The organism is Hymenobacter nivis (assembly GCF_006439025.1).
Lineage (GTDB): Bacteria > Bacteroidota > Bacteroidia > Cytophagales > Hymenobacteraceae > Hymenobacter > Hymenobacter nivis_A.
The window spans coordinates 635605-662345 of record NZ_RCYZ01000002.1 but is presented as its reverse complement, the minus strand read 5'-3'; the positions used below and the strand labels follow the sequence as shown (position 1 = coordinate 662345).

Sequence of the window (26741 nt, the reverse complement as noted above, 5' to 3'; positions counted from 1 at the left end):
CCGTCCGGGGCCCTATTTTTTCCACACGCCTTCCAGCAGCAGCTGGTTCATGGGGTTGGCTTTGAGGCCACGCACGTTGTTCTGGCTCAGGCGAATCAGCTCGTCGTAGTAGAGGCTGATGACCGGCGCCTCGGCCACCACGAGGCGGTCCATCTGCTGGTAGAGGGCCGTGCGTTGGGCCTGGTCCTGGGTGCGGATGGCCTGGTCGTAGAGGCGGTCGTAGGCGGCGCTCTTGAAGTGGGTTTTGTCGGGGCCCGCGGGGCTGAAGTTGGGGCTGTAGAACAGGGCCAGGTAGTTTTCCGCGTCGGGGTAGTCGCCGAGCCAGCTTTTGGCAAAGAAGGCTGCCCGGCCGTTGTCCACCAGCTCTTGCTGGGCCGCCGACTGGTTGATGTCGACCTGCACCTGGACGCCCACGTTGGCCCACTGCTTTTGCAGGTACTCGCCGATTTCCTTGCGCTCGGCCACCGTGCTCAGGCGCAGGCGCAGCGGGCGCCGGGGGCCCCAGCCGGCGGCCCGCAGCAGCGCCCGCGCCCGGGCCGGCTGGTAGTCGTAGCCCGGCACCAGCGCCTGCGAAAACGAAGGCAGCGCCGCCGGCACGAAGCCCGAGGTGCCGGCCTGGCCCACGTGGTTGAGCAGGTAGGCCGTCAGCTCGGGCTTGTTGAGGGCCCAGGCCAGGGCCTGGCGCACGCGCACGTCGCGCAGGGCGCGGCCCTGCACGGCCTGCTCGCCGGTAAGGCGGGTGCTGTCCAGCTGAAAGCCCAGGTACTCGGTGTTCAGATAGGGCACTTTCTGCACCGCGAACTTGCCCTTAAAGTCGGCCCGCACGGTGCCGTCGCGGTTCATCACCAAGTCGCGCGAGCCCTCGCGGATGCCCGACAGGAAATCGAGCTTGCCCTGCATGAAGGTGAGGAATTCCGTTTTGCGGTCGGCAATGAAGCTGATGGCCACGGCATCGAGGTACGGCAACTGGCGGCCCTTGGCGTCGCGCCGCCAGTAAAGCGGGTTCTTCTTGTACAGCAGCACGTTGCCCTCGTCCCAGAGCCGGAACTGGAAGGGGCCCGTGCCCACCGGGTGCTCGCGGAAATCCTTGCCGTACTTGGCCACCGCCTCGTGGGGCACCACGTAGGTGTAAGGCATGGTGAGGATGCCCAGGAACGGGATGAATGGCTTTTTGAGGTGAATGCGCAGCGTGGAGTCGTTCACGGCCACGAAGCAGGTGTCGCTGGGGGCCCCATCGGGCGTTTCCAGCACCTTGCCCCGGAAAATCCAGCCGCCCGGCGAGGCTGTTTTGGCGTCCAGCAGCCGCCGGAAGCTGTACACAAAGTCGGCCGCCGTAACCGGACGGGTGGCAACCGGCACCGAAAGATCGTTGGCCGCATTCCTTTCCGCATCAAGCTCCGGGTGCAAATCCTTCTCAGAAACCGGAAATAATTCTTGGTTTTCATGAAAGCTAACGCCCGGGCGTAACACAAAGGTGTACGTCGTGCCGTCGGGCGAAACCTGGTAGCGCCGGGCCAGCGCCGGTACTGGCGTCAGCGTCGAGTCCAGCTCCATCAGCCCATTGTAGAGCTGCGACACGGCCCAGGAGTTGGCCTGGTTGCGGGCAAAGGCGGGGTCGAGCGAGGTGAGGGCCTCGGGCTGGTTGTAGCGGAACACCCGGCGCTCGTCGGGGGAAGCCGACGCGCCGGGGCCCTGGCAGCCCGCCAGGGCCCCGGCCCCGGCCAAAAACACGGCCCAGGGGCCCCAAAAACGCCGCATACGAACAGAAATGAGCTTGGCTTGTTCGGGCAAAGGTAACGGTGCCCCGTTGGCACCGGCTTTTCTTCTTTCACTCCCTGCCATGCAGCTTACCTACCTGGGCCACTCGGCCTTCCTGGCCACCATCGGCACCACCCGCGTGCTGTTCGACCCTTTCATCCGCCCCAACCCGCTGGCCAAAGACATCGACGTGGACGCCATTGAGGCCGATTACATCCTGCTCTCGCACGCCCACGGCGACCACATCGCCGACGCCGAGGAGATTGCCAAGCGCACCGGCGCCACCGTCCTGGCCATTGCCGAAGTGGCCGGCCACTTCGGCGCCAAGGGCATCGAGGTGATTGGCACCAACCTGGGCGGCAAAGTGGTGCTGCCCTTCGGCACGGTGCACTGCGTGGCGGCGGCCCACTCCAGCTCGTTCCCCGACGGCTCCTACGGCGGCGTGCCCATGGGCTTCGTTATTAAAACGAACGAAGGCCAAACCTTCTACTTCGCCGGCGACACGGCCCTGACCTACGACCTCAAGCTCATCGGCGAGCGGCATAAGCTCGATTTCGCCCTGCTGCCCATCGGCGACCACTACACCATGGGCCTCACCGACGCGCTGGTAGCGGCCGACTGGGTGGGGGCCCAAAAAATCATCGGTATGCACTACGACACGTTCCCGCCCCTGGTCATCGACCACGCCGCCGCGCTCGCCGAGGCCCAGGCCGCGGGCAAAGACTTGCATTTGCTAAAAATCGGCGAAACGGTAACGCTGTAGCCACCGGGGCCCTGGGGCCCCAAAAACCCTTTGCCGGATTCGCCGGGCCCGCCCGGGCTTGGCGAATCCGTTTTTTTTAGCCTTATTTTGTGGAAGGGGAAGCCGGGCCGGCCGGGCCGGCTTTGCTAGCCTTATTGGCTTATTTCTATCTTTCCAGCCCCGGCCGCCCCCGTATTCCGTTACTTCTCATGGGAAAAATTATTGCGGTAGCTAACCAGAAAGGCGGCGTGGGCAAAACCACTTCGGCCATCAACCTGGCGGCCTCGCTGGCCGCCCTCGACTACCGGACCCTGCTCGTGGACGCCGACCCGCAGGCCAACGCCACGTCCGGCGTGGGCTACGACCCCAAGGACATCCAGCACAGCATCTACGAGTGCATGGTCGATGGCATCAACGCCCGCGACATCATCCTGCCCACCAACATTTTGCCGCAGCTCGACCTCATGCCCTCCCACATCGATTTGGTGGGTGCCGAGGTGGAGATGATCAACCTGCCCAACCGCGAGGCCAAGATGAAGGAGGCCCTGCGCCCGCTGGCCGAGGAGTACGATTTCGTCATCATCGACTGCTCGCCCTCGCTGGGCCTCATCACCGTGAACGCCCTCACGGCGGCGCACTCGGTCATCATCCCGGTGCAGTGCGAGTACTTCGCCCTCGAGGGCTTGGGCAAGCTGCTGAACACCATTAAAATCATCCAGAGCCGCCTGAACACGGACCTAGAAATCGAGGGCATCCTGCTCACGATGTACGACGTGCGCCTGCGCCTGAGCAACCAGGTGGTGGAAGAAGTGCGCATGCACTTCCAGCAGCTGGCCTTCGACACCATCATCCCGCGCAACGTGAAGCTGAGCGAGGCCCCCAGCTTCGGCATCCCCGCCATCATGCACGACGCCGAGAGCAAGGGCTCCATCAGTTACCTCAACCTGGCCCGCGAAATCGTGGAAAAAAACAGCGTCGAAGCCCGCCCCGAAGCCGAAGCGGCCGACGAAGCGGCGTAACCGTTCTGTTTCACAGCCATGTACACTTCCGCCACCCACCCGCTCATCGGCATCGACTCCGAGATTCGTTTTGGGCGGGCGTGCTTAATCGGCACGCGCATTGGCGTAGATGACGTACTGGGCTGGCTGGGCAACGGCATGAGCAACGCCGACATTATCGAGGACTTCCCAGAGCTGACGGAGGAGTTGATTCGGGCGTGTCTGCGGTATGCTGCTGACCGCCAGCGCCACGTCCGGCTGGTGGCCTGATGAAGTTACTTATTGACGAAAACCTATCCTACCGGCTGGTTAGACAGTTACAGCTTATTCCCAGGCACCGAGCAGGTGAGACGATTGGGGCTGGCGGGCCACCGCGACATCAGTATTTGGGAAGCTGCTTGCCAGCAAGGTTTTGTCATCCTAACGCAGGACGAGGATTTTCTAGACCTAAGCTTGGTGCGTGGGGCCCCGCCCAAAGTCATCTTATTGCGAATGGGCAACCTGCCTAGCCGCCAGGTAGTTGAACTGCTGCAAAGCCACCAAGTGACCATTCACACATTGCTGGCGCCAGCAAGCGAGGTTAACTGCTTGCAGCTAACGTAATCAGCGAAGCCGGGGCCCTACTTAGCGGGCCCCAACCAGCCCTACCAGAACTTGTTGGTGCACACCACCTGGGCTTTTTTCTTGAGGCGCAGGCCCACCAGTATCTCGTGGCTGCCGCCGTGGTAGCCGGTGAGGCCGGAGATGCCAGCGTCGTAGGAGTAGCCCACCGTGAGCTGCTCGTAGCTGAGGCCCACCATGCCCACCACCGAGTCGAAGGCCCGCCACGACGCGCCGAACCACAGCAAATCCTGGTACTTAATCTTGGCGTTGAGGTCGACCGAAAGCGGGGCCGGGCTGACGGACTTGACCAGCACCGACGGCACCAGCGACCAGTCGTCGTCGATGGGCAGCCGCACCCCGGCTGTGGCAAAGTAGTGGCGGCGCAGCGAGTTGCCGGGCGCGCCCGCGTCCACCGAGTTGGGGCCGTAGGAGAAGTTGAGCCGGTTGCCCAATATCTGCGCGCTGGAAGCCCCGAAGTAGAAGTCGGGGCTGTACAGCCACACGCCCACCGAGCCGTCGAGCACGCGCGAGGCGGCGCTGGCAGCGCGGGTGGTGGGGTCGAAGAAGTGCAGCTGCTCGCCATCGACGGAAAACTGCTGCATGCCCGCCGACACGCCCAGCGCCAGCCGGATTTTGCGCGTCAGCACTAGGTTGTAGGCGTAGGAGGCGTAGGCGCCCGTCCGGCTCGTGGGCCCCGTCACGTCGTTGTACAGCAGGCCGCCGATGGCGTGGAACGGCCGCACCCGGTCGTGGATGGTGCGCTTGCTGGTGCTGCGCCACTTGCCCAGCGACGAGCTGGCGCTGGCGTAGTACGTCTTGGGGGCCCCTTCCAGGCCCGTCCACTGGGTGCGGTAGCTGGCCTTGACGTCGATGTAGTCCTCCACGCCCGTCGCGCCCGGGTTCAGGAGGTAGTTGTTGTTCATGTACTGGCTGTACTGCGCCTGCTGCTGGGCCCGGGCCGGCGCGGCGGCCAGCAGCAGCAACGGCAGCAGCAGTAAGTATAAAGCTCTTTTCATAACCGTAGTCGCCTTGTGGTTTATCCAGGAAGAAAACAGCCGGCGGCGCGCATAAAAGCTGCTAAGCAGCAGCGCCGCCGGGCGTTCGTTAATACAGAATCGTAATGGAGCCGGCGTAGGACCGGCCCAGGGGCCCCTTCGTCACGACGACGTAATAGTAGGTGCCCACCGGGGCGGGCTGGCCGTTAATGTCGCCGCGCCACTCGTTGGCCCGGCTGTAGTTATCGGTCGAGAAAACCTTGTTGCCCCAGCGGTTGAATACGTTCACTGTGTTGTCGGGGAACTGCTCGATGAACTCAATCTGCCAAGTGTCGTCGCGGCCGTCGCCGTTGGGCGTGAAGGCGTTGGGGATGCGAATGGGCGGGCGCACGGTCACCGTCACCTGGTCGGAGCTGGCGCAGCCGCCCTCCCCGGCCGAGAGGGTGTAGGTGGTGGTCTGGGTGGGGGCGGCCACGGGGTGCAGCGGGTCGCTGGCCGAAATGGTGAGGCCGGTGGCCGGCGTCCACGTCACGGGATAATTGCCATCAGCAGTGCCCTCCAGCACCACCGAGGTACCCAGCAGAATTTCCTTGTCGGGGCCCGCATTCACCACCACCGGTGGCTGAATGCGCACCGTCACGCCGTTGGAAGTGGCCGTGGCGGGTTGCCCGCACACATTGGTGGTGCGCATGCGCAGCGTCACCACCTGGCCGGCGCGCAGCGTGGTGCTGGTGAAGGTTGGGCCGGTGGCTCCGTTCACGTCGCTGCCGTTCACCTGCCACTGGTAGGCGGGGGCCGCGCCGGCGTCCGTCACATTGGCGATGCTGAACGTGAGCGGCGAGCCCGCGCACACGGGCCCGTCGGGCTGGGCCGTAATGGCGAGCGTGGGCGTCGGCGTCGGCGTGCGCGTCACCGTTACGGTGGCCGTCACCAGGTTCGTCGTGACGCAAAGCCCCGCCGCGGGCGTCACCTCCACCCGCACTTGGTCGCCGGTAACTAGCGTGCTACTGCTAAAAGTGGGCCCCGAGGCCACGGCCACATTGTTGACGAACCACTGGTACGAGGGCGTGGGGCCCACGTTCGTAGCCACCGCCGCAAAATTGAAAGCCGTGCCGGGGCACTGGGCGGGCGGCGTGGCCAAGCTCACGCTGGGCGTTACGATGGGCTGCACCACAATCGTCAGCACGTTGGAAACCGCCGTGGAGCAGGTGCCCGTGCCCGACGTGACCCGGCGGCGATAGTAGGTGGTGGCCGTGAGCGGGCCGGGCGCATAAGTGGAGTTGGTGGCCCCTGTTACGGGGCTCCAATACACGTTATCCGTCGAGAATTCCCACTGATAGGTGAATGTGCCCGTACCGCCCCTGGCGTCGTTGTTGCTAGTGAACGGGGCGGGCGTGGTGCCGGTGCAAATGGTTTGGTCAGCAGAAATGCTGCCTGCCAGTAGATCAGGCAAGATCGTCAGAGCAACGACGGACGAATATACCGGCCCGCAGATGCCCGACGTTACTCGGCGGCGGAAATAAGTATTGCTGACGGGTGTGCCGGGTGCATAATCGGCGTTGGTGGCACCGGCGATGGCCGTCCAGTTTAAGTTATCGGCCGAAGACTCCCACTGGTAGCTGTAGCTGCCCGTACCGCCGCTGGCCGCCGTGCTGGTGAAGGGCGCGGGAGCAGCACCCGAGCATAACGACTGGCTGACGCCAACGGAGCCAGCCGCTAGCGCCGGGGTCACCGTAATAACAACAACGTTGGAAAAGACCGGCGCGCAGCCGCTGGCCGAAGTAGCCCGGCGGCGAAAATAGGTAGTGGCATTCAGGGCCCCTGGCGCGTAAGTCGACCCGGTGGCGCCGCCGATTACCGCCCAAGTAGTGTTATCCGCCGAGATTTCCCACTGATAGGCAATGCTGCCCGTACCACCCGCAGCTTCGCCGGTGCTAGTGAGCGGGCTGGGGGTAGCGCCGGCGCAAAAGGCTTGGTTGGCAGCAATGGTACCGGCGGCCAGCGCGGGGGCTACGGTCACCGCGACGGCGTTGGACACCGCGGTGCAGGGCCCCGACGCCACCCGGCGGCGGAAGTAGGTGGTGGCGGTGAGGGCCCCAGGCGCGTAGGAGGCGTTGGTGGCTCCGGCAATGGGCGTCCAGGTGGTGTTATCCGGCGAGGCATCCCACTGGTAAGCCAGCGTGCCGTTGCCGCCCGAGGCCGGGGTGATGCTGGTGAGCGGCGCGGCGGAATTGCCAGCACACACGGTTTGGTCGGCGGCGATGCTGCCGGCCGCTAGGGCTGGCAGCACGGTGATGGCTACTGATGCGGTAAAGCGGGGGTCACAGTAAGGACCTGAACCACTGGGCAGCAGCAGCTGCGCGAGCCGCCGGAAATAGGTGATGCCGGCCGGCAGGTTGGCGGGCAGGTAAGTAGCGCTGGTGGCCCCGCTGATGGCGGTGAACGGGCCATTAACCGCTGACGACGACTCCCACTGGTAAACGAGCGGGAGGCTGGCGTCGCTCGAAGCAGCGGTGGTGCTGGTGAGGGCGGCCGGCGCGGTGCCAGCGCACAGCGTCTGGGGCCCGGCAATGGCCCCCGGCGCGGGGAGGTCGGGCACCAGAATACTGCCCGAGCTTTCGCGACAGAAGCACGCGGTGGTGATGCGCAGCGTCACGGTGTAGGTGCCGGGCGTGGCGTACGTGTGCACGGGGTTCTCCTGCGCAGAGGTGGCCCCGTCGCCAAAGGTCCAGGCGTAGGTTTTCCCGTCGAAGTCGATGGGCGGGGCCGTGAAGGTGATTTGCCGGCAGCCCGTTATTTGGGCCCCGGGGCCCACTCGCAGCAGCGAGCTTTGGTTGAAGTTGACCAAGCCCAGGCCACTCAGGCGGCCGCCCAGCTTCAGGCTGTCGTCGGCGTAGCGCACTTTAGGGCCCACCGAGTCGGGGTGGGCGATGAAGCCGAGCGCGGGCGCGTTTTCGCGGGCCACGTAAATCTTGCCATCGGGGGCCTTCTGCATCGAGCCCAGGTTGATGGCCGTGGTTTGCCGGAGCGGAATGTCTTGCTTGTTGACCGGCCCGGTGCCGCTGATGTCAAATTGCAGCAGCTTGGGCGGGTTCATCACCGTGGCAAAGAGCTTGCTACCGGCCGAAAACTCGACCCCGTAGTACTTGCCCTCGCCCTTGTCCACTACGTACGGCACCTGCGGGTTGACGCTCACCTGGCCCGTGCCGGTATCGAAGCCAAACAGCTCGACGGTGCTGCTGCTGTCGCCCAGCGCCTCGCTGTAGCGGGCCAGGGCCAGCCGCTGGCCGTCGGGCGTCACCTTCATCTGGCCCTTGTAGCCCACCGGCGACTTGCTCGCCGCGTGCAAAGAGCCTACAGTGGAAATGATGGGGGTGGTGTCTACCCCCGTCGTCAGGCGCACGCGGTAGGCCAAGAAGGCATCGCCGCGGTTGTCGTTGCCAGTCTTGGCATCGCCCCAGCCGTGGGCGATAACCCAGATGTCGCAGCCGTTTTTGTGGAATACGCCCGTTAGCTTTTCCGCCGTGCCGCGGGCGAGCGGGGTGTTTTTGGTGAGCACCGTGCCGCCCGTGCCGCTCGCCGGCAGCTCAAGCACCGAGTAGCTCAGGCCCACGGTGCTGTTGAGGGTGAAGAGCAGGTAGCGCGTGGGCTGGCCCGCCGCCACGGTGCCAGGCATCCGGATGGGCAGGGGCCCGTCGGTGGTGAAGCGGCTGCCGCCCAGGCCCGTGCCGTTGGTCATCACGGTGCCGTCGCCGTTCCACACGGTTTCGCCGTTGCTATAGAAGAGGATCTTACCGTTTTTGTCCGACATCACCCCCGAGCCGGCGGGCGCGTCCATCGCCCCGTCCGTGAGCACCTTGGGCGGAATAGAATCGGTGGCGGCGTTGAAGTCGAGCCCGGCCTTGTAGCCGAAGTACCAGGTGTTGGCAAACTTCTCGTCGGCCGCGCACTCGGGCGAGGCCGCGGGGGCCTGCGCCAGGGCCACGGGGGCCCCACCCAGCAGCAGCAGCAGCGCCATCAGCCAGCCGGCCGCCGGCCGCCCCCGCCGGCCCAGTGGGGTAAAAATTCGGAAAAGGGATAGGATAGAATGCGGTAGCGCTGCGGGCATAGGAAGGCAGGTAAGTGGGTAGGTAGAGAAGCAGCTGCTCCGCGGAAGCAGTTCCCCTCGTCGCCCTTAAGAAACGGAGCCTGATGAACAGTTATTGCTATAAAAAAGCGCCGCCAGTCGGTTTCAGTAAAGCTACGCACGGCCAGCCACGTTTGTGCAAGCCAATGCCCGAATAGTGCCGTTCACCGGGCCAAACCAGCCGGCCCCTGGGGCGTGGCCCTAGGGCCACGGGGCGCGCCCAATGGGGGCGGGCGGCAGCGGGCGGCGCAGCGAGTCGCGCCGGAAGATGGAGAGCGCCTTGATGCCCCCGCCCGGCCGGTAGGCCAGCACCTCGGGGCCCAGGCTGTCGGCGTAAGGCTGTGGGTGCCAGCGGTAGGCAGTGAGGTAGTAGCGGGCCCCGGGGCCGTCCACGAGCCGGATGCGCCGCCGCTGCGCCGGCTTCAGCACCAGCCAGTTGACGTAGATAATGGCCGGTTGCGGTCCGGTCACGGCGATGGTCGGGCTTGGGTCGTGGCGCAGCAGCCACTCCAGGCCGTAGCGGTAGCTGGGGCCCCAGTAGTCGCGCTCAAATAGGCGCTCGGCCGCGGCGTTGGGCAGGCAGCTGAAATAGGTTTGCTGGTTGGGGTAGGCCTGCGCGATGAACCACACCGTGCGCCCCTGCTCCAGCACTACGAGCGCCAGCGCCAGGCCCGCGAGGCCGCGCCGCCACCGGCCGGGGCCCCGCAGCCCGGGGCCCCACCAGCCGGGGCCCCAGCGCCGGGCCAGCGCCCGCACGCCCCGCACCGCCAGCAGCACCAGCGCCGGGTACACGAAGTACAAGTGCCGCCACCCGTCGAACACCACCGAGTGCAGGGCGATGATGGCCCCCAGCGGCGCCAGCAGCCACAGCAGCAGCAGGGCGTCGAGCTGGGCTGCCCAGCGCCAGCGCTGCCGGTGGCGCCACAGCTCGCGCCCGGCCACGCACGCGCCCACCGCGGCCGCCAGCACGTAGGGCACCGGGGTGGTGATGACGATCCAGACGGGCAGGTAGTGCCAGGGCAGGGCCGGCGCGGGCACCAGCCGGCCCCAGTACAACGTGGTGCCGGGCCAGGGCACGTGGCTCATCACGCCCAGCGCGTAGCGGAAGCGGAGCAGCGGGTGCTCCCAGAGGTAGGGCCAAAAGGCCACCACCGCCGCCACCGTGGCCCCGGCGTATAGCCCCGCCACGCCCAGCAGCCGCCACCGGCCGGGGCCCCGGCCGGCGCGCCAGGCCAGCCACCCCAGCCAGGCCAACCCAAACGCAGGCAAAATGACGCCCGGCAGCCGCACCCCGATGGCCAGCCCCGTGGCCCCGGCGGCCAGCAGCGCCCGCCCTGCCCCCGGCCGCCGGGCCAGCCAGGCCAGCGCCAGCACGGCCACCGTGAACAAGGCCATGAAGCCCACGTCCTTGCCATTGTAAAAGGCTTCGGCCGCAAACCGGGGCGAGAGCACCAGCAGGGCCGCCCCCAGCAGGGCCCAGCGGCGGCAGCCGAAGCGCAGCCGCCCCAGCCCGTACAAGGCCGCCACGCCCGCCGCAAACACCAGAAACACAAAGCCGTGCCGCACCGCGTAGTAGCCCCGCGGCTGCCGCGGGTACAGCAGCTGGCCCAGCACGGCCGCGGGCGTTTCCACCACCGGGCCGTGGATGATGCCGCTCGTGGGCAGCCACGGCAGGCGCGCATCGGTGGGCAGGCGGGCCAGCCAGGCGGCCGGGGCCAGGCGGTGGGCCACGTAGCTGGCCGTTACGTTGCCCAGGTTGTGGTCGGTAAACTCGTCCCACGAGAGGCCGTAGCCCCGGTACAGGGCCGCCCCCAGCCCGAGCAGGGCCCCAAGCAGGGCCAGGGAGCCCCAGCGGCGCCCGGCCCGGCAGGCCGCCGTTACAAAAGATTCAGCCATTGGGCCGCAAGGTAAAGCCCGCCGCCCGGGGCCCCGCCCGCCGCCCGCCCGCACCGGGCCCGCCGGGGCCGCAGGCAGGGCCCCCAAATTTGAACGGCGGGCACCGGCTTGACCTTCCCTTAGCTTTCCGTAATTTTGAACTTGCTTCTGCCGCCATTTTCCGCAGGAGCTGCCGCGATGACCGTAGACCAGAAAGACGACAAAGCCCCCACCAACCCGCTCCAGCCGCAGCCCAAGCGCAAGATGGGCGGCCTGGGCCGGGGCCTCAACGCCCTGATTGAAGGGAGCTACGAGAAAAAAGGCGACCGGGAGCGCATCGTGGTGCCCCACCCGGCCAACTCGGTGGGCCTGATTCCGGTGGACCAAATCGAGGCCAACCCCTACCAGCCGCGCACGCACTTCGACCAGGAAGCCCTGGCCGAACTCGCCGACAGCATCAAAATCCAGGGCATCATCCAGCCCGTGACGGTGCGCCAGCTGGGGCCCAACACCTACCAGCTCATCAGCGGCGAGCGGCGCTTGCAGGCATCCAAGCTGGCGGGGCTCGACGCCATTCCGGCCTACATCCGCAAGGCCGACGACCAGCAGATGCTGGAAATGGCGCTTATTGAGAACATCCAGCGCGAAAACCTCAACGCCATCGAAATCGCCCTCAGCTACCAGCGCCTGCTCAGCGAGTGCGCCCTGCGCCAGGAAGAGCTGGGCGAGCGGGTGGGCAAAAACCGCTCGACCGTGACCAACTACCTGCGCCTGCTCAAGCTGCCGCCCGACATTCAGGTGGGCCTGCGCGACGCCGAAATCACGATGGGCCACGCCCGGGCCCTGGTCAGCATCGAAGACCCCAAGCAGCAGGTGGCCCTCTACCGCCGCATCGTGGCCGAGGAGCTGTCGGTGCGCCGCGTGGAGGAGCTGGTGCGCAACGGCTTCGGCCGCACCCCCGCCGAGGGCCCCGGCAGCGCCGCCCGCCCGGCGGCCGAGCCGGTGGTGCCCGTGGCCGAGCTGCGCCGCACCGAGCGCCACCTCACCGACCGCTTCGGCTCGCGGGTGCAGGTGCGCCCGGGCCCCAAGGGCAGCGGCGAAATCAAAATCGCCTTCGATTCGGTGGAGGACATGCAACGCATTCTGCACATTCTGCACCCGGCTTAGTGAAGGATTCTTTCACTTATTAGTCCGTTGGGTATGAAGATGTCTTTGCTGCGATTTGCGGCGCTGTTGCTGCTGGTGCTGGGCGCCGCCTGGGGCCCCCGGGCCGCCCGGGCCCAGGTGCTCGACCCCACCAACCCCAACGTGGTGAACCCCGCCGCGCCGCCCGTGGTGCGCCCCGACACGGCCCGCATCCGCAAGCCCACGCTGGCCGACAAGCGCAAAAAAGCCGCCGAGGATTCGGCGCGCCGCACCGAGGTTTTCTTCGGCATGCGCGTGACGCCCCCCGCCAAGGCCGGCTACATGGCCCTGGTGCCCGGCCTGGGCCAGATTTATAACCGCCGCTGGTGGAAGCTGCCGCTCGTGTACGGGGCCCTGGGCACGGTGGCCGGCATCCTGATTTTTGAGCAGCGGGCGTTGACGGAGTACAGCAACGCCAGCAACTTGCTACAAACCGACTCGGCGGTTCGCGCCAAGCCGTTTCCCAACGCCGCCCTGGGGCCCCGGGCCGGCAAGGAAGCCAGCCCCGAAGCCATCCAGAACGGCATCGTTTTCTATCGCCACTACCGCGACGGCTTCATCTTCTACACCGGCATTGTGTACGGCCTGACGGTGCTCGACGCCATCGTGGACGCGCACCTGAAAACCTTCGACGTGGGCGACGACCTCAGCCTGCACTGGCAGCCCACCCTGCTGTGGGCCCCCGGGGGCCCCGGCGTGCCAATGGTGCCGGGCGTGGCCGTGGCCCTGCACTTTAAGTAATTTTTTCGCATGAACATCCTCCTCATCGGCTACGGCAAAATGGGCCGCACGCTCGAAGCCCTGGCCACCGGCCGCGGCCACCGCATTGCGGGCATCGTGGACCCCAGCCAGGCCACCGGCCCGGCCATCGCCGACTTCACCCCCGCCACCGCCGACGTGGCCATCGAGTTCACCCGGCCCGACGCGGCCTTTGCCAACGTGGCGGCCTGCCTGCGCCAGGGCATTCCGGTGGTCTGCGGCTCCACGGGCTGGCTCGAGCGCTGGGACGAGGCCGGGGCCCTGGCCAACGAGGTAGGCGGCAGCCTGTTCTACGCCTCCAACTACAGCGTGGGCGTGAACCTGTTCTTCCACTTCAACGAGTACATCGCCGCCAAAATGCACCAGTTCGGGGGCTACGACGTGGCGGTGCGCGAAATCCACCACACCCAGAAGCTCGACGCGCCCAGCGGCACCGCCGTCACGGCCGCCGAGGGCATCCTGGCCCACTTCCCGGCCAAAACCAGCTGGCGCAACGCCCCCGCCCAGGGCCCCGCCGAGCTGGCCATCGTCAGCGAGCGCACCGCCGACGTGGTGGGCACGCACGTGGTGACGTACACCTCCGACGTGGACACGCTGGTGCTCTCGCACGAGGCGCACTCGCGGGCCGGTTTTGCCCAGGGGGCCCTGCTGGCCGCCGAGTGGCTGCCGGGCCGCCCGGGCGTGTTCGGCATGAAGGAGCTGCTGGGCCTGTAGGGCCCCGGGCGCAAAAGCTGGCGCGGGCGTCGTTAGCTTGCGGCTGCTTTCCTTACTTATTTTATTTACATTCTGCCCCCGAGCGCCGGCCGCGGCCCGCGCCTTGCCCTATGGCCCTCTTCAAAATCAAGCGCTACGGCGCCAACGCCGCGCCCCCCCGCCCCAAGAGCAAAACCCGCGAATGGACCGATTCGCTGGTGTTTGCCATCGTGGCGGCCACCCTCATCCGCTGGGCCACTTTCGAGGCCTACACCATCCCCACGCCCAGCATGGAGGACACGCTGCTGGTGGGCGACTACCTGTTTGTGAGCAAGTTGCACTACGGCACCATCACGCCCCAAACGCCGCTGCAAATCCCGCTCACGCACCAGACGGACCCCATTTTCCACCTCAAGAGCTACTCCGACCTCATCCAGCTGCCCACGTTCCGCTTCCCGGGCTTTTCGGAAATCAAGCGCAACGACGTGGTGGTGTTCCACGTCCCGTTTGAGCTGGAGTACCCTGCCGACCTGCGCACCAACTACATCAAGCGCTGCGTGGCCATTGCCGGCGACAAGCTTGAAATCAAGGACCACCAGCTCTACATCAACGGCCAGGCGGCCCCCAACCCCGCCGGTCTGCAGAGCAAGTATTTCATTCGCATCCCCGAGGCCAACGACGAGGTGACGGCCGCCTTCCGCGCCCAGCGCGTGGTGGATTACCAGCAGCCCAACGGCGACCCCGTGCTGAGCGAAGTGCCCGGCTACGGCCTGGGCTACGAGGTGGACTGCACGCCCGCGGTGGCCGCCTACTTCAAAAAGCAGCCCTACGTGAAGGAGGTCATCGCCGAAACTATCCCGGCCGGCCAGCCCGAAATCAACCAAGCCGTATTCCCCGACAACCCCGACTACCCGACGACCCTCAACTTCCCCGGGGCCCCCGGCCTGCACCACTGGAACAAGGACAACTACGGCCCCATTTCGCTGCCCAAAAAGGGCGAAACCGTGGAGCTGACGGCCGAAAACGTGCCGCTCTACTACAAAATTATCCTCCGCTACGAGCACAACGAGGGCATCACGATGCAGGGCGGCGTGATTTTGCAAAACGGCAAGCCGCTGAAAACCTACACGTTCAAGCAGAACTACTACTTCATGATGGGCGACAACCGCCATGACTCGCTCGATTCGCGCTTCTGGGGCTTCGTGCCCGAAGACCACGTCGTGGGCAAGGCCGTCCTCATCTGGCTCTCCGTGGACCCCTACGCCGATTTCCTCCACAAAGTCCGCTGGAGCCGCCTGTTCCACACCATCAACTAGGGCCCCGGGGCCCCAGCAACAAAAAAGCCGCCCCAATTGGAGCGGCTTTTTTGTTGCTGAACTGTTAGCCGTCGAGCTACCAGTTAATGGGCGCCAGGCCTTTGTTTTCGAGCCAGGCGTTGGCTTTGCTGAAGGGCTTGCTGCCGAAGAAACCCTTGTCGGCGGCGAAGGGTGATGGGTGCACCGACTTTAAAATCAAGTGTTTGCGGGCGTCAATCAGCTCGGCCTTCTTGCCCGCGTAGGCCCCCCAGAGGATGAACACCACGTGCTCGCGGCCTTCCGATACCTTGCGGATAACGGCGTCGGTGAAATCTTCCCAGCCCTTTTTCTGGTGCGAGCCCGGCTCGGCGGCGCGCACCGTGAGGGTGGCGTTGAGCAGCAGCACACCCTGCTGGGCCCAGCGGTCGAGGTTACCGTTGGCGGCCGGCGGCGTGGCGGGCAGGTCGCTCTGCAGCTCCTTAAAAATGTTGTGCAGCGACGGCGGCGTGCGCTGCCCCTCGGCCACCGAAAACGAGAGGCCGTGCGCCTGCCCGCGCCCGTGGTACGGGTCCTGGCCCAGGATGACGACCTTCACCTGCTCGAACGGGCAAGCGTCGAAGGCGTGGAAAATCTGGGGCCCCGGCGGGTACACCGTGGCCGTGGCGTACTCGCCTTTCACGAAGGCGATGAGGTGCTGGAAGTAAGGCTTGGCAAACTCATCGGCCAGCACGGGCTGCCAGCTCGCGGCTATTTTTACCATGGGAAAGGGAGAAATTGCGAAATGTTTCCGACCTTGGAAAGCATCTTTGGCGTAAAACCAATCGGCGCGGGCCGCTGTTAAATTTTCAGCTTTATTGACCGATTTATTTATGCCTACCACCACTACGCAGGGCGTCACCGTTTCGGTTACAACGAATTACCTGCCCGATTATTCCAGCCCCACCCAGGAGCACTTCGTATTCGCCTATAAAATCACCATCCGCAACAACAGCGAGCTGACGGTGAAGCTGCTACGCCGCCACTGGCACATCCACGACGCCAACAGCCCCGTGCGCGAGGTGGAGGGCGAGGGCGTGGTGGGCCGCCAGCCGGTGCTCGAGCCCGGCCAGTCGCACCACTACATGAGCGGCTGCAACCTTAAATCGGGCGTGGGCAAGATGCGCGGCACCTACCTGATGGAGCGCGTGGCCAACGGCCAGGAATTCAGCGTTGAAATCCCCGAGTTCACCCTCATGGTACCCTTCCGCCTGAACTAACTTTTGGTTGTCAGTTGCTCGTTGTCAGGCGCTAGTTTATTAGTAAAAGTCTGACTAGCAACCGGCAGCGAGCAAATGCCAACTAATTGCACCAATTTTTAGCTTACCTCAAGTACCGGCTGCGGGCCGGTACCGCCCACGGGCTGCACTCGCCGTTCGTGTACGGCCTCTACACCACGGTTATCTGCCACGACGGCCCGTTTGCAGCCTATGCCCCCATTGAGGCGCGGCGGCAGGCCCTGCTGAATAGCCCGGACAGCCTCACCGTCACCGACTTTGGGGCGGGCTCGCACAGCGGGACTGGGCAGGTGCGCCGGGTGGCCGCCATTGCCCGCACCGCCGCTAAGCCACCGCACCTGGCGCAGCTGCTGTTTCGGCTCGTGAACCACTTTCGGCCCACCACCGTGCTCGACCTGGGCACCTCGCTGGGCCTCACCACGGCCTACCTGGCCGCCGCTGATTCGCGCCACCGCGTGGTCACGTTTGAGGGCTGCCCGCGGGTGGCCGCCGTGGCCCGTGAAACCTTCACCGCCCTACAATTGGCCAACGTGGCGCTGGTGGAGGGCAACCTCGACGCCACCTTGGAGCCCGCGCTGGGGGACCTGGGGGCCCCGGTCGATTTTGTATTTTTCGACGGCAACCACCGCCGCGAGCCAACGCTGCGCTACTTCGAGCAGTGCTTGGCCCACGCCCACGAAGACAGCGTGTTTGTGTTCGATGACATTCACTGGTCGGAAGAAATGGAGGAGGCCTGGAACGCCATCCGGGCCCACCCATCCGTCACGGTTACCGTCGATCTATTCCACATCGGCCTGGTGTTTTTCCGCAAAAAACAGCCCCGCCAGGATTTCTGGCTACGGCCCTTGCGGCCCTGACACTACGCCACCACGGCCAGCGCCACCACGGGCACCAGCACCACCAGCACCAAGAGCGCCGTGAATAATTGCCGGGCCCCGTCGTCGAGCACGGCCAGCACCAGCAGCCGAAACCCGTACAGCAGCGAAGCCAGGGCCCCAAGCACCACCGGCCAGCCCGGCAGATTCCCGTCAAAAACGGGGCCGTCTACCAGCCGGGCCACGCCCACCCACGCCCCCGCGTAGAGCAAGAAAAATAAGAGGGCCAGCGGGTGCCGCCGGGCTTGAAGCCAAAGCGCGTCGTTCATGGGTGAGGTAGCAAGTTGCGCGTGGGGCCCCGGCGGGCAGGGCGGCGGTTCAAATTAGGCATTGAGGCCCTGCGCGCTCACTTCGCCCGTGGGACGGCGTCGCGCACCCGCGTGAGGCGCTGAAGCAGGCCTTCTAATTGGTCGAGGGGCAGCATGTTGGCCCCGTCGGACAGCGCCGTGGCGGGCGTGGGGTGGGTTTCGATAAATAGGCCGTCGGCGCCCACGGCAATGGCGGCCTTGGCGATGATTTCAATCAGCGCGGGCTGGCCGCCGGTTACGCCGCTGGCCTGGTTGGGCTTTTGCAGGGCGTGGGTCACGTCCATCACCACGGGCACGCCGAAGCGCTGCATGGCGGGCAGGTTGCGGTAATCGACCACCAAATCGGAGTAGCCAAACGAGTTGCCGCGCTCGGTGAGGATGACGTTCATGTTGCCCGATTCCTGCACCTTATCAACGGCAAACTGCATGGCGTCGCCGCTCAGGAATTGGCCTTTTTTGATGTTGACCACCTTGCCGGTTTTAGCGGCGGCGATGAGCAAATCGGTCTGCCGACACAAGAAGGCCGGGATTTGCAGCACGTCCACGTACTCCGCCGCCAGCGCCGCCTCCTCCGATTCGTGGATATCCGTCACGGTGGGCACGCCGATTTCGCGCCCCACTTTTTGTAGGATGCGCAGCGCCTTTTCGTCACCAATGCCGGTGAAGGAATCGAGCCGCGAGCGATTGGCCTTGCGGTACGAGCCCTTGAAAATGTACGGAATCTGGAGCTTATCGGTGATGTGCTTGATGCGCTCGGCGATGCGCAGGGCCATGTCTTCGCCTTCAATGACGCAGGGCCCCGCCATCAAAAAAAACTGGCCCGACTGGGTGTGGCGGAAATGCGGAAGCGTATTAGCGAGGGCGGTGAGCATGGACAGTAATTATTTCTTTTTGAGGCAGATGAACAGCTCGCGCCCCTGCCGGGGCCCGAGCGAGTTGGTGGCAGTTTCGAAGTGCCGAAACGCGAAGTACGGCGCAAAGTACGCCCGGTATTCGGCGGGCGTGCCGCCGAAGGGCGGCTCGGTGGCCCCGGCGAAGGGCGCGTCGAAGAGCAAGCCCACCAGCGTGCCACCGGGGCGCAGCAGCCGGGCGCACTGCTGGGCGTAGGCGGGCCGCAGGGCGGGGGCCAGGGCGCAAAAAAATGTTTGTTCAACAATTAAATCGTAGGGCGGCTCGTTGGACAAGCCAAAAAAGTCGGCCTGCAACAGGTGGCCGGCCGGAAAATCGGGCACCCGCGCGGCCAGGGCCCCCAGGGCCTCGGGCGCAAAATCGGCCACGAACACCTCATTAAAACCCGCCCGGTGCAGGTACTCGGCCTCGTAGGCCCGCCCGGCCCCGGGGATGAGAATCCGGGGTTGCGCGGCCGGGCTGAGCTGATCGAAGTAGGCGCGCAGCGGGGGCGTAGGAGCCCCGGCGTCCCAGCCGTCGCGGCCGGCGGCGTAGCGCTGCTGCCAGTAGGACGCATCTAAGGGAGGAATAACCGATTTCACCCAACAAAAGTATACTGCTTAGGGCCCCTGGATTCCACAAAAGCTTTCAGCGCCTACTTTTACGCCAGCCGCCCCGTGGGCTGGCGCGCATTCGCTCACCTTTTTTTCCGCTTAACCCCCCACCCGTATGAACCCGAACGACAACCTCGAACCCCGCAAAAACAACAGCCGCGTTTACCTCTGGGTAGCCCTGGTAGCTGTGCTGCTGGGCATCAACGGCGTGCTGCTGTACCTGCGTAGCCAAGAGCAAACCAAGAACGAGCAGCTCACGACAGATGTACAGGCCAAGGACACCAAACTGGCGGAGCAAATCAAAGAGTATGAGACGATTAAGGCCGATTTTGAGCGCCAGAGCCAGGAGCTGCAAAAACTGGGCCTGAGCAACGATTCGCTGCAATCGCGCATTGCCGGCGTAAACGCCGACCTGCTGCGCCTGCGTTCCTTTAAGGCCGGCAGCTTCTCGCTGGCCATGCAGAAGCAGTACAAGCAGCGCGCCATGAACCTGGAAGGCCAATTGAAGAAACGCGACGAAGAAATTGCTCAGCTAAAGCAAGACAACGAGACGCTCTACACCGAAACCACCACTCTGAAGGAGCGCCAGAACAAGCTGACGGACACCATCAGCACCATCGCCAAAACCAACCGCGACCTCTCGGACAAGGTGACGGTGGCTTCGCGCTTGCAGGCCGACAACATCAAGGTGGCCATCATCACGAGCAAGAACAAGGAGAAGATGGACGACAAGGAGGAGTTTAAGGCCAAGCGCGTGGAAAAAATCAAAGTGACCTTTAACCTCGGCCGCAACGACGTGTCGCCCAAGGAGAGCAAGGCCGTGTACATGCGCATCCTGGAGCCCGACGGCGCCGCCCTCTACAACCTGAGCACCGGTGGCGGCACCTTCACCGTGGATGGTCAGGAGTCGTTCTACACCCAGAAGCAGGACGTGGTGTACGACAACACCCGCCAGCCCGTGGTTTTCACCTACGCCAAAGGCGCCGAGTACAAAAAAGGCGTGCACACCGTAGAACTCTACGAAGGCGGGGCCCTGATGGGCAAAACCACCTTCACGCTCAAGTAAGACAAGTTAGCAAGCATAAAAAAAGCCTTTCCCCAGCTGGGGAAAGGCTTTTTTTATGCTTGCTAACAGACAGGCCTCAGCCGACCAGGGCCCAAAGCACCAGCGCCACCAAAGCAGGCAGCGTCTGTACATAAAGGATGCGGCGGGACGACGTAGCCGCACCGTAGAGGCCGGCTACGGCCACGCACCCCAAGAAGAAATAGGCCACGTAACGTTGCCAGGCAGGGTCAGCAATCAACAAAGCCCACCCAAGCCCAGCCGCCAGAAAGCCGTTGTACAGGCCCTGGTTGGCGGCCATCGCTTTGGTGGCCGGAAATAGCTCAGCGGGGAAGTTGCGAAATATTTTAGGGCCCTGGGTGGTCCAGGCAAACATCTCCAGCCACAGGATGCACAAGTGCATGGCGGCAATGGCCCCCGTTAGCAGCATCGCAGCTCCGTGTACAACCATGATCGTAAGGCCGTTGGCTATTAAACAGTTTTTTCGAAGGCGTCTAGCTTGGCAATTGTGGCCGTAATATTTTCCGTGAACATCGTGACCACGGATCCTTCCGGCGCGTTGGCCAGCGCGTAGTCGATGGCGTCGGGCTCGTTTTCGATGTAGGTGATGGGCAAGTCGGGCTTGTCGAGGCGCAGGCCCCGGGTCATGATTTCGCGCAGAAATTCAGCCGACTTGCCGCGCAGGTCGCGGTCTTGGCGCAGAATCACCTCGTCGAAAATGCGGCCCGCGATGCGCGCAAAGCCCAGCGTGTCCTCGTCGCGGCGGTCGCCGAGGCCCGACACGATGCCAATTTTGCGGGTGGCCGTGGTGGCGTCCATGAACTCGGCAAATTTGGTGATGCCAGCCGTGTTGTGGGCGTAGTCGACGATGGCCTCAAACTTGGGGAACTTGTAAACGTTCATGCGCCCCGGCGTTTTGGTGGCCGAGGGCACAAAGGTGCGCAGGGCCGTTTTGATGGTATCGGGGCTGAAGCCGGCCAGGTAGCCGGCCAGGGCTGCCGCCAGGCTGTTCTCGATGTTGAAGCCCGCCCGGCCCCCAAACGTCACCGGAAACTCGGCCGCCCGGTCGATGCGCAGCTTGTAGCTGTTGCGGTAAATCGTGACGTAGCCTTCCTCGTACACCGCCGCCACGCCGCCCGCCTCCACGTGCTCGCGGATGCGGGGGTTGTGCTCGTTCATGCTGAACAGGGCTACCTGGCACTCCAGGGTGCGGGCCATGCCGTACACCAGGTCGTCGTCGGCGTTGAGCACGGCCCAGCCGCTTTTACGCACCGTGCGGGGCACCACGGCCTTCACGGCCGCCATTTCCTCCACCGTGTAGATGTCGCGCAGGCCCAGGTGGTCGGCGGCCACGTTGGTCACCACGGCAATGTCGCAGGTGTGGAAGCCCAGGCCCGAGCGCAGCATGCCACCGCGGGCAGTTTCGAGCACCGCGTAGTTCACCGTCGGGTCGCGGAGCACAAACTCAGCGCTTTGCCCCCCCGTGCAGTCACCCTTTTGCAGCTGCACCCCCTGGATGTAGATACCGTCGGTGGTAGTGAAGCCCACTTTGTAGCCGATGCTGGCCACCAAGTGCGCGATGAGGCGGGTGGTGGTGGTTTTGCCGTTGGTGCCTGAAATGGCAATGATGGGGATGCGGGCCGTGCTGCCGGGCGGGAACAGCATGTCCACCACGGGGGCCGCCACGTTGCGCGGCAGGCCCTCGGTGGGGTCGATGTGCATGCGGAAGCCCGGGGCGGCGTTCACCTCAATCACGGCCCCGCGGCTCTCGTTCAGAGGCACAGCAATATCGTTGGCCATCAGATCGATGCCGCAGATATCGAGCCCCACAATGCCGGCCACGCGCTCGGCCAGCAGCAGGTTGTAGGGATGGATCAAGTCCGTCACGTCGGTGGCCGTGCCGCCGGTGCTGATGTTGGCCGTGCTCTTGAGGTACTGCACCTCACCGGCGGGCAGCACCGTGTCCAGGGCCCTCCCCTGCTTGGCCAGCAGGGCCAGCGTGTGGGCATCGGCCTTGATGCTGGTGAGGGTTTTTTCGTGGCCCACGCCGCGGCGCGGGTCCTCGTTCACCTTGTCAATCAACTGCTGAACGGTACTCGTGCCATCGCCCTTCACGGCGGCCGGGGTGCGCTTGGCAGCGGCAATGAGGCGGCCGTTTACCACCAGCAGCCGGAAGTCGAAGCCCTCGATGAACTGCTCCACAATCACGGCCCGCGAGTAGGCCTGCGCGGCCTTGAGGCCCTCGGCGGCGTCTTCCCAGTTCATGATGCGGATGGTGGCGCCCTTGCCGTGGTTGCCGTCGAGCGGCTTGGTCACGATGGGGAAGCCCAGCTCTTCAATGGCGTCGCGCAGGCCGGCCTCCGAGTACACTGTAGTGCCGCGGGGCACGGGCACGCCCGAGTCTTCGAGCATGGCCTTGGTGCGGTTCTTATTGCCCGCCACCTCCACCCCGGCGTGCGAAGTAAGGTTGGTGGTGGTGGCCCAGATGCGGCGCTGGTTCACGCCGTAGCCGAGTTGAATGATAGACGTGTTCTTGAGCTGGATGTAGGGGATGTTGCGCGAGGCAGCCTCGGCCACAATGCTGTAGGTGCTGGGCCCGAAGAATTCCTCCTCCCGGATTTCGTGTAGTTCGGCTACGATGGGGCCCAGGTCGACGTCTTCGCCGCGGCACAGGGCCCCCACCAGGGCCACGGCGGCCTCGGCAGCGGCGCGGCCGGCGCGCTCCTCCTGGTAGGCAAACACCACGTACTCCACGCCTTCTTCGCGCGCTGGGTACGACTTGCCCCAGAACACGGGCATGGCCGCCAGGCGCTGCAATTCCAGCGCCACGTGCTGGATGACGTGGCCCAGGGGCTCGCCATCGGCGAGGCGCTCCAGCGTGAGGGGGGGGTGCTTGGTGGTGTGCCGGCTGCCGGCCCCGCTCATGCCCGCCGGTTGCTGGGCCTGCCCCATGTTGGGCAGCAGGGCCAGCAACCGCTCGGGCAGACCGTCCACCGCGCTCGACCATTGCCCGGCGAACTCTTGCAGATCAACTTTGGCCACAATGAGCTTATAGTGCTTCACCGACCAGTAACTCGGGCCGCGCATCGTGCGCAGGTCAACAATCTTCATATCAACGGGATGAATTAACAACGAGGGGAAACGCGGGGGCTACGCCATTTTAGCTCAGCCACGAAATGTAGGCACAAGCCGCTCCAAAACCATATTTAGGGCCCCGGCGGGCACAAAAAAGCCCCGCCGGCCAAAGGGCAAGCGGGGCTTTTTCAGCAAATAAACAGAGGTGACGGGCGGATTCGAACCGCCGTAGGAGGTTTTGCAGACCTCTACCTAGCCGCTCGGTCACGTCACCAGGAGGGCTTTCGGGAGCGCAAAGGTACGCAGCCTACCCGGGCTGGGCAAGGGCTGGCGCAAAAAAAGCCCCGATACAAAGTGTACCGGGGCTTTTTCTTAAACCACGCCCGACGCATCAGGCGCGCAACGGCTTATTCAGCAGCGGCCGAATCTTCCAACGCCTGGGCGTTGTCGGGGCCAGCCTGGGGAGCTTCGAGGGCCTCCTTGGCGGCTACCGAAGTCTCGTCGGCCACGGCGGGCTCGGTGGCGCGCTTGGTGTTGGCAGCGGCCAGCTTCTGCTCACCGGCTTTGCGCTCAGCGCCCGCCATCTGGTCACGCAGGGCGCTCAGGGCGTCGAGGTCGCCGAGGGTCGATTTCTCGTCGGCCGGCTTCTTCAGGTCGCTCATCTTGCCTTCGCCCTGGGGCTCACCCTTGGCGTTGGTCTTCTTCTTGAACTTGGCGTTGCGGCTGTCGTCCTCGGCGGCGGCGGCTTGGTTGTACACCGCGGTGTGCGAGAGTACAATGCGGCGGTCGTCTTTCGAGAACTCGGTCACGCGGAAGTCCAGGGCTTCGCCGTTTTCGGCGTTGCTACCGTCTTCCTTCACCAAGCCTTTCGGGTAAGCGAAGCCCTCGATGCCGTACGGCAACTCGAGCACAGCGCCGCGCTCCGATTTCTCGGTGATGGTGGCGCGGTGCACCGAGCCGGGGGTGAACACCGTCTGGAACGTATCCCAGGGGTTTTCCTCCAGCTGCTTGTGGCCCAGGGCTAGGCGACGGGCGCCCAGGTCCAGCTCCAGCACCACCACGTCGAGGCGGTCGCCCACCTTCACGAACTCCGAAGGGTGCTTGATTTTCTTGGTCCACGACAGGTCCGACACGTGCACGAGGCCGTCCACGCCCTCCTCCAGCTCCACGAAGAGGCCGAAGTTGGTGAGGTTACGCACCAAGCCGTTGTGCTTGGTACCCACAGCGTACTTGCCACCGAAATCGCCGCGGGTCCACGGGTCTTCGGTCAGTTGCTTGATGCCGAGGCTCATCTTGCGGTCTTCGCGGTCGAGCGTCAGAATCTGCGCTTCCACCACGTCGCCCTGCTTGATGAAGTCCTGCGGGTTGCGCAGGTGCTGGCTCCAGCTCATTTCCGACACGTGGATGAGGCCTTCCACGCCGGGCACCACTTCCATGAATGCGCCGTAATCGGCCACGTTCACGATGCGGCCCTTCACTTTCGAGCCGGGCTGCAAGTCGGCCGGCAGCGAATCCCACGGGTGGGGGGTCAGCTGCTTCAAGCCCAGCGAAATACGCTTCTTGGCTTCGTCGAAGTCCAACACCACGATGTTCAGCTTCTGGTCCAGCTGCAGCACCTCGCTCGGGTGAGCGATGCGGCCCCACGAGATGTCGGTGATGTGCAGCAGGCCGTCGACGCCGCCCAGGTCGATGAACACGCCGAAGTTGGTCATGTTCTTGATGTTGCCTTCCAGGATCTGGCCTTTCTCCAGGTTGTTGAGGATGGCTTCGCGCTGCTTCTCGAGGTCTTTCTCGATGAGCACCTTGTGCGAAACTACCACGTTGTCGAACGCGGAGTTGATTTTCACCACCTTCACTTCCATGCGGCGGCCGACGTAGATGTCGAAGTCGCGGATGGGCTTCACGTCGATTTGCGAGCCGGGCAGGAACGCTTCCACGCCGTCGAGCTCCATGATGAGGCCGCCTTTGGTGCGGCGCTTCACCACGCCTTCGAGGATGGTATCCAGCTCGAGGGCGTCGTAGATGGCCTTCCAGGCCTGCTTGATTTTGGCTTTCTTGCGGCTCAGGATGAGCTGGCCGTTCACGTCTTCCTGGTCTTCGATGAAGACTTCCACCTCGTCGCCGATTTTCAGGTCGGGCAGGTCGCGGAATTCGGTGAGCGACACGAGGCCGTCCGACTTAAAGCCAATGTTCAGGATCACGTCGCGGTCGGTGATGCCCACCACGGTGCCCTTCACTACTTCTTCTTCCTGTACGGTCGTCAGCGTGTCGCCGTACATTTTCTCCATCTCGGCGCGCTGGTCTGCCGAGTAATTGCCGCCGAAGCCCGTGGCTCCAACGTTGTCCCAATCGAAATCGTCGATTACTTCTGCCATACTAAATGGTGGGGCCCCTGTACTACACGCACCAGCCGGGGCCCGGGCCGTTACGCGTTGTGTTTGATGCACTTGCCGTGGCGATTACCGCCAGCACGCAAGGCCCGCCACCCTGGCGGGGGCGCAAAGGTACGGAATTTTACTGGCAAATATTCCATGTAAGCGCACGATTTGCAGTGTGTTGCCCGGGTATACGCTGCTAAATACCGCACATATGCCTACGGGGCCCCAAGCCATAATCTTAACCCTGGCGTGACAACCTACAAAGCGCGAGCTTCCGTAAACAGAGCAGTTACACTTCCCATTCAAACTCTCCTCTAATGGAATTTATTAAAGCAGGCAACGACGCTACCGGCAAGCCGGTTGAACTTAACTACGTGGACTACGGCCAGGGCAACCCCATCGTGCTGATCCATGGCTGGCCCCTCGACTTGCAGTCGTGGGAGTACCAGCTGGCCGAACTGCCGCTGCACGGCGTGCGCGTGGTGGCCTACGACCGCCGCGGCTTCGGCAAAAGCAGCAAGCCGTGGGACGGCTACAACTACGACACGATGGCCGACGACCTGAAGGCCGTGCTCGACCAACTCGATTTGCAGAACGTGACGCTGGTGGGCTTCTCAATGGGAGGCGGCGAAGTGGCCCGCTACATGAGCCGCCACAACGGGGCCCGCGTGGCCAAGGTGGTGTTCGTGAGCGCCGTAACCCCTTACCTGCTGAAGACTGACGACAACCCCGACGGCGTGGACAAGTCGACGTTTGACGACATGATCGAGGGCGTTGGCAAAGACCGCCCGGGCTTTCTGGCTGATTTCGTGAAGCCGTTCTTCGGCGTGAGCACCCTGAGCCACCCCGTGAGCCAGCCTGCCCTGGATTGGAACGTGAGCATTGCCTTACAAGGCACGGCCCGCGCCACCACCGAGTGCGTGAAGGCGTTCAGCGCCACCGATTTCCGCCAGGACCTGCCCACCATCAAGGTGCCCACGCTGTTTATACACGGCGATGCCGACAAGACCGTGCCGCTGGAAAACAGCGCCGAGCGCGCCGTGAAGCTGGTGCCCGGTGCCAAGCTCCTCACCTACGATGGCGAGCCCCACGGCCTCATCGTCACGGCCAAAGACCAATTTAATGCCGACCTACTGGAGTTCGTCGGTGCTGCTAGCTAGGCCCGCTTTATGGCTGAACTGACAAGGGGCCCCGGCCGGAATTATTCCGGCCGGGGCCTCTTTTTTAGTGGTTAGCG

23 protein-coding genes and 1 tRNA gene are annotated in these 26741 nt (G+C 64.6%); 12 read left to right on the top strand and 12 right to left on the bottom strand.

What is annotated here, in order from left to right:
* Positions 1–12: 12 nt before the first annotated feature.
* Complete coding sequence (locus EAH73_RS07330) at positions 13–1758, bottom strand: ABC transporter substrate-binding protein (protein ID WP_140465816.1); 1746 nt, start codon at positions 1756–1758, stop codon at positions 13–15.
* An 82-nt stretch (positions 1759–1840) separates the two neighbouring features.
* Between EAH73_RS07330 and EAH73_RS07325 the strand changes: the two genes are divergently transcribed.
* From EAH73_RS07325 to EAH73_RS07310, 4 genes are all read left to right on the top strand, one after another.
* Positions 1841–2521 (top strand): metal-dependent hydrolase, encoded by a 681-nt coding sequence (locus EAH73_RS07325; protein WP_140465815.1) that lies wholly within the window; start codon positions 1841–1843, stop codon positions 2519–2521.
* Between the two features lie 188 nt (positions 2522–2709).
* A complete protein-coding gene (locus EAH73_RS07320; protein ID WP_140465814.1) occupies positions 2710–3519 on the top strand; it encodes a ParA family protein in 810 nt (269 codons plus the stop codon).
* Positions 3520–3537: 18 nt separating this feature from the next.
* Positions 3538–3768, top strand: coding sequence for a DUF433 domain-containing protein (locus EAH73_RS07315; RefSeq protein WP_140465813.1), 231 nt, complete (start codon positions 3538–3540; stop codon positions 3766–3768).
* Positions 3769–3780: 12 nt separating this feature from the next.
* Positions 3781–4101 carry a DUF5615 family PIN-like protein gene (locus tag EAH73_RS07310; protein WP_205012967.1) on the top strand — a complete coding sequence of 107 codons (321 nt, stop codon included), beginning with the start codon at positions 3781–3783 and terminating at the stop codon, positions 4099–4101.
* A gap of 41 nt (positions 4102–4142) precedes the next feature.
* Here EAH73_RS07310 and EAH73_RS07305 read toward each other — a convergent pair whose 3' ends face one another.
* From EAH73_RS07305 to EAH73_RS23000, 3 genes are all read right to left on the bottom strand, one after another.
* Positions 4143–5117 (bottom strand): type IX secretion system membrane protein PorP/SprF, encoded by a 975-nt coding sequence (locus tag EAH73_RS07305; protein ID WP_140465812.1) that lies wholly within the window; start codon positions 5115–5117, stop codon positions 4143–4145.
* Between the two features lie 88 nt (positions 5118–5205).
* Positions 5206–9204, bottom strand: a complete 3999-nt coding sequence (locus tag EAH73_RS23860; RefSeq protein ID WP_140465811.1) for a gliding motility-associated C-terminal domain-containing protein — start codon at positions 9202–9204, stop codon at positions 5206–5208.
* Between the two features lie 219 nt (positions 9205–9423).
* Entirely contained in the window at positions 9424–11118 is a 1695-nt protein-coding gene (locus EAH73_RS23000; protein WP_161599467.1) for a hypothetical protein, read from the bottom strand.
* A gap of 177 nt (positions 11119–11295) precedes the next feature.
* Between EAH73_RS23000 and EAH73_RS07285 the strand changes: the two genes are divergently transcribed.
* The 4 genes from EAH73_RS07285 (at position 11296) to lepB (ending at position 15050) form a co-directional block, all read left to right on the top strand.
* Positions 11296–12264 carry a ParB/RepB/Spo0J family partition protein gene (locus EAH73_RS07285; RefSeq protein WP_240047172.1) on the top strand — a complete coding sequence of 323 codons (969 nt, stop codon included), beginning with the start codon at positions 11296–11298 and terminating at the stop codon, positions 12262–12264.
* 33 nt (positions 12265–12297) lie between these two features.
* Positions 12298–13023: a DUF5683 domain-containing protein gene (locus EAH73_RS07280; RefSeq protein WP_140465809.1), complete on the top strand. Its 726-nt coding sequence runs from the start codon at positions 12298–12300 to the stop codon at positions 13021–13023.
* Between the two features lie 9 nt (positions 13024–13032).
* Positions 13033–13755, top strand: coding sequence for a 4-hydroxy-tetrahydrodipicolinate reductase (gene dapB, locus EAH73_RS07275; RefSeq protein WP_140465808.1), 723 nt, complete (start codon positions 13033–13035; stop codon positions 13753–13755).
* Positions 13756–13865: 110 nt separating this feature from the next.
* Positions 13866–15050 carry a signal peptidase I gene (gene lepB, locus EAH73_RS07270; RefSeq protein ID WP_140465807.1) on the top strand — a complete coding sequence of 395 codons (1185 nt, stop codon included), beginning with the start codon at positions 13866–13868 and terminating at the stop codon, positions 15048–15050.
* A 76-nt stretch (positions 15051–15126) separates the two neighbouring features.
* Here the strand turns inward: lepB and EAH73_RS07265 are convergent, their stop codons facing one another.
* On the bottom strand, positions 15127–15789 hold the full coding sequence (locus tag EAH73_RS07265) for a uracil-DNA glycosylase (RefSeq protein ID WP_140465806.1): 663 nt from the start codon (positions 15787–15789) through the stop codon (positions 15127–15129).
* Between the two features lie 109 nt (positions 15790–15898).
* Between EAH73_RS07265 and apaG the strand changes: the two genes are divergently transcribed.
* Both apaG and EAH73_RS07255 read left to right on the top strand, forming a co-directional pair.
* Complete coding sequence (gene apaG / locus EAH73_RS07260) at positions 15899–16285, top strand: Co2+/Mg2+ efflux protein ApaG (RefSeq protein WP_140465805.1); 387 nt, start codon at positions 15899–15901, stop codon at positions 16283–16285.
* An 86-nt stretch (positions 16286–16371) separates the two neighbouring features.
* Positions 16372–17160, top strand: coding sequence for an O-methyltransferase (locus EAH73_RS07255; protein ID WP_140465804.1), 789 nt, complete (start codon positions 16372–16374; stop codon positions 17158–17160).
* 2 nt (positions 17161–17162) lie between these two features.
* Here the strand turns inward: EAH73_RS07255 and EAH73_RS07250 are convergent, their stop codons facing one another.
* The 3 genes from EAH73_RS07250 to EAH73_RS07240 all read right to left on the bottom strand — a co-directional run bounded on the left by EAH73_RS07250 (position 17163) and on the right by EAH73_RS07240 (position 18976).
* On the bottom strand, positions 17163–17447 hold the full coding sequence (locus tag EAH73_RS07250; RefSeq protein ID WP_140465803.1) for a hypothetical protein: 285 nt from the start codon (positions 17445–17447) through the stop codon (positions 17163–17165).
* Between the two features lie 77 nt (positions 17448–17524).
* Entirely contained in the window at positions 17525–18358 is an 834-nt protein-coding gene (kdsA, locus tag EAH73_RS07245; protein WP_140465802.1) for a 3-deoxy-8-phosphooctulonate synthase, read from the bottom strand.
* Positions 18359–18367: 9 nt separating this feature from the next.
* Positions 18368–18976: a methyltransferase domain-containing protein gene (locus EAH73_RS07240; RefSeq protein WP_240047171.1), complete on the bottom strand. Its 609-nt coding sequence runs from the start codon at positions 18974–18976 to the stop codon at positions 18368–18370.
* Between the two features lie 127 nt (positions 18977–19103).
* Between EAH73_RS07240 and EAH73_RS07235 the strand changes: the two genes are divergently transcribed.
* Positions 19104–20054 carry a hypothetical protein gene (locus tag EAH73_RS07235; RefSeq protein WP_140465801.1) on the top strand — a complete coding sequence of 317 codons (951 nt, stop codon included), beginning with the start codon at positions 19104–19106 and terminating at the stop codon, positions 20052–20054.
* A 76-nt stretch (positions 20055–20130) separates the two neighbouring features.
* Here EAH73_RS07235 and EAH73_RS07230 read toward each other — a convergent pair whose 3' ends face one another.
* From EAH73_RS07230 to rpsA, 4 genes are all read right to left on the bottom strand, one after another.
* The gene (locus tag EAH73_RS07230) at positions 20131–20502 is read right to left on the bottom strand and encodes a DUF1304 domain-containing protein (RefSeq protein ID WP_140465800.1); all 372 of its coding nucleotides are present in this window, start codon (positions 20500–20502) and stop codon (positions 20131–20133) included.
* Positions 20503–20522: 20 nt separating this feature from the next.
* Positions 20523–23162, bottom strand: coding sequence for a cyanophycin synthetase (gene cphA / locus EAH73_RS07225; protein WP_140465799.1), 2640 nt, complete (start codon positions 23160–23162; stop codon positions 20523–20525).
* A 167-nt stretch (positions 23163–23329) separates the two neighbouring features.
* Positions 23330–23400 (bottom strand) — tRNA-Cys (locus EAH73_RS07220).
* A 133-nt stretch (positions 23401–23533) separates the two neighbouring features.
* Positions 23534–25501, bottom strand: coding sequence for a 30S ribosomal protein S1 (gene rpsA / locus EAH73_RS07215; protein ID WP_140465798.1), 1968 nt, complete (start codon positions 25499–25501; stop codon positions 23534–23536).
* Positions 25502–25821: 320 nt separating this feature from the next.
* Between rpsA and EAH73_RS07210 the strand changes: the two genes are divergently transcribed.
* On the top strand, positions 25822–26664 hold the full coding sequence (locus EAH73_RS07210) for an alpha/beta fold hydrolase (protein ID WP_140465797.1): 843 nt from the start codon (positions 25822–25824) through the stop codon (positions 26662–26664).
* Positions 26665–26741: the final 77 nt, after the last annotated feature.

Coding starts and splice junctions, on each gene's coding strand:
- EAH73_RS07330 (WP_140465816.1), bottom strand. CDS start 1,758: ATGCGGCGTTTTTGGGGCCCCTGGGCCGTGTTTTTGGCCGGGGCCGGG.
- EAH73_RS07325 (WP_140465815.1), top strand. CDS start 1,841: ATGCAGCTTACCTACCTGGGCCACTCGGCCTTCCTGGCCACCATCGGC.
- EAH73_RS07320 (WP_140465814.1), top strand. CDS start 2,710: ATGGGAAAAATTATTGCGGTAGCTAACCAGAAAGGCGGCGTGGGCAAA.
- EAH73_RS07315 (WP_140465813.1), top strand. CDS start 3,538: ATGTACACTTCCGCCACCCACCCGCTCATCGGCATCGACTCCGAGATT.
- EAH73_RS07305 (WP_140465812.1), bottom strand. CDS start 5,117: ATGAAAAGAGCTTTATACTTACTGCTGCTGCCGTTGCTGCTGCTGGCC.
- EAH73_RS23860 (WP_140465811.1), bottom strand. CDS start 9,204: ATGCCCGCAGCGCTACCGCATTCTATCCTATCCCTTTTCCGAATTTTT.
- EAH73_RS23000 (WP_161599467.1), bottom strand. CDS start 11,118: ATGGCTGAATCTTTTGTAACGGCGGCCTGCCGGGCCGGGCGCCGCTGG.
- EAH73_RS07285 (WP_240047172.1), top strand. CDS start 11,296: ATGACCGTAGACCAGAAAGACGACAAAGCCCCCACCAACCCGCTCCAG.
- EAH73_RS07280 (WP_140465809.1), top strand. CDS start 12,298: ATGAAGATGTCTTTGCTGCGATTTGCGGCGCTGTTGCTGCTGGTGCTG.
- dapB (WP_140465808.1), top strand. CDS start 13,033: ATGAACATCCTCCTCATCGGCTACGGCAAAATGGGCCGCACGCTCGAA.
- lepB (WP_140465807.1), top strand. CDS start 13,866: ATGGCCCTCTTCAAAATCAAGCGCTACGGCGCCAACGCCGCGCCCCCC.
- EAH73_RS07265 (WP_140465806.1), bottom strand. CDS start 15,789: ATGGTAAAAATAGCCGCGAGCTGGCAGCCCGTGCTGGCCGATGAGTTT.
- apaG (WP_140465805.1), top strand. CDS start 15,899: ATGCCTACCACCACTACGCAGGGCGTCACCGTTTCGGTTACAACGAAT.
- EAH73_RS07250 (WP_140465803.1), bottom strand. CDS start 17,447: ATGAACGACGCGCTTTGGCTTCAAGCCCGGCGGCACCCGCTGGCCCTC.
- kdsA (WP_140465802.1), bottom strand. CDS start 18,358: ATGCTCACCGCCCTCGCTAATACGCTTCCGCATTTCCGCCACACCCAG.
- EAH73_RS07235 (WP_140465801.1), top strand. CDS start 19,104: ATGAACCCGAACGACAACCTCGAACCCCGCAAAAACAACAGCCGCGTT.
- EAH73_RS07230 (WP_140465800.1), bottom strand. CDS start 20,502: ATGGTTGTACACGGAGCTGCGATGCTGCTAACGGGGGCCATTGCCGCC.
- cphA (WP_140465799.1), bottom strand. CDS start 23,162: ATGAAGATTGTTGACCTGCGCACGATGCGCGGCCCGAGTTACTGGTCG.
- rpsA (WP_140465798.1), bottom strand. CDS start 25,501: ATGGCAGAAGTAATCGACGATTTCGATTGGGACAACGTTGGAGCCACG.
- EAH73_RS07210 (WP_140465797.1), top strand. CDS start 25,822: ATGGAATTTATTAAAGCAGGCAACGACGCTACCGGCAAGCCGGTTGAA.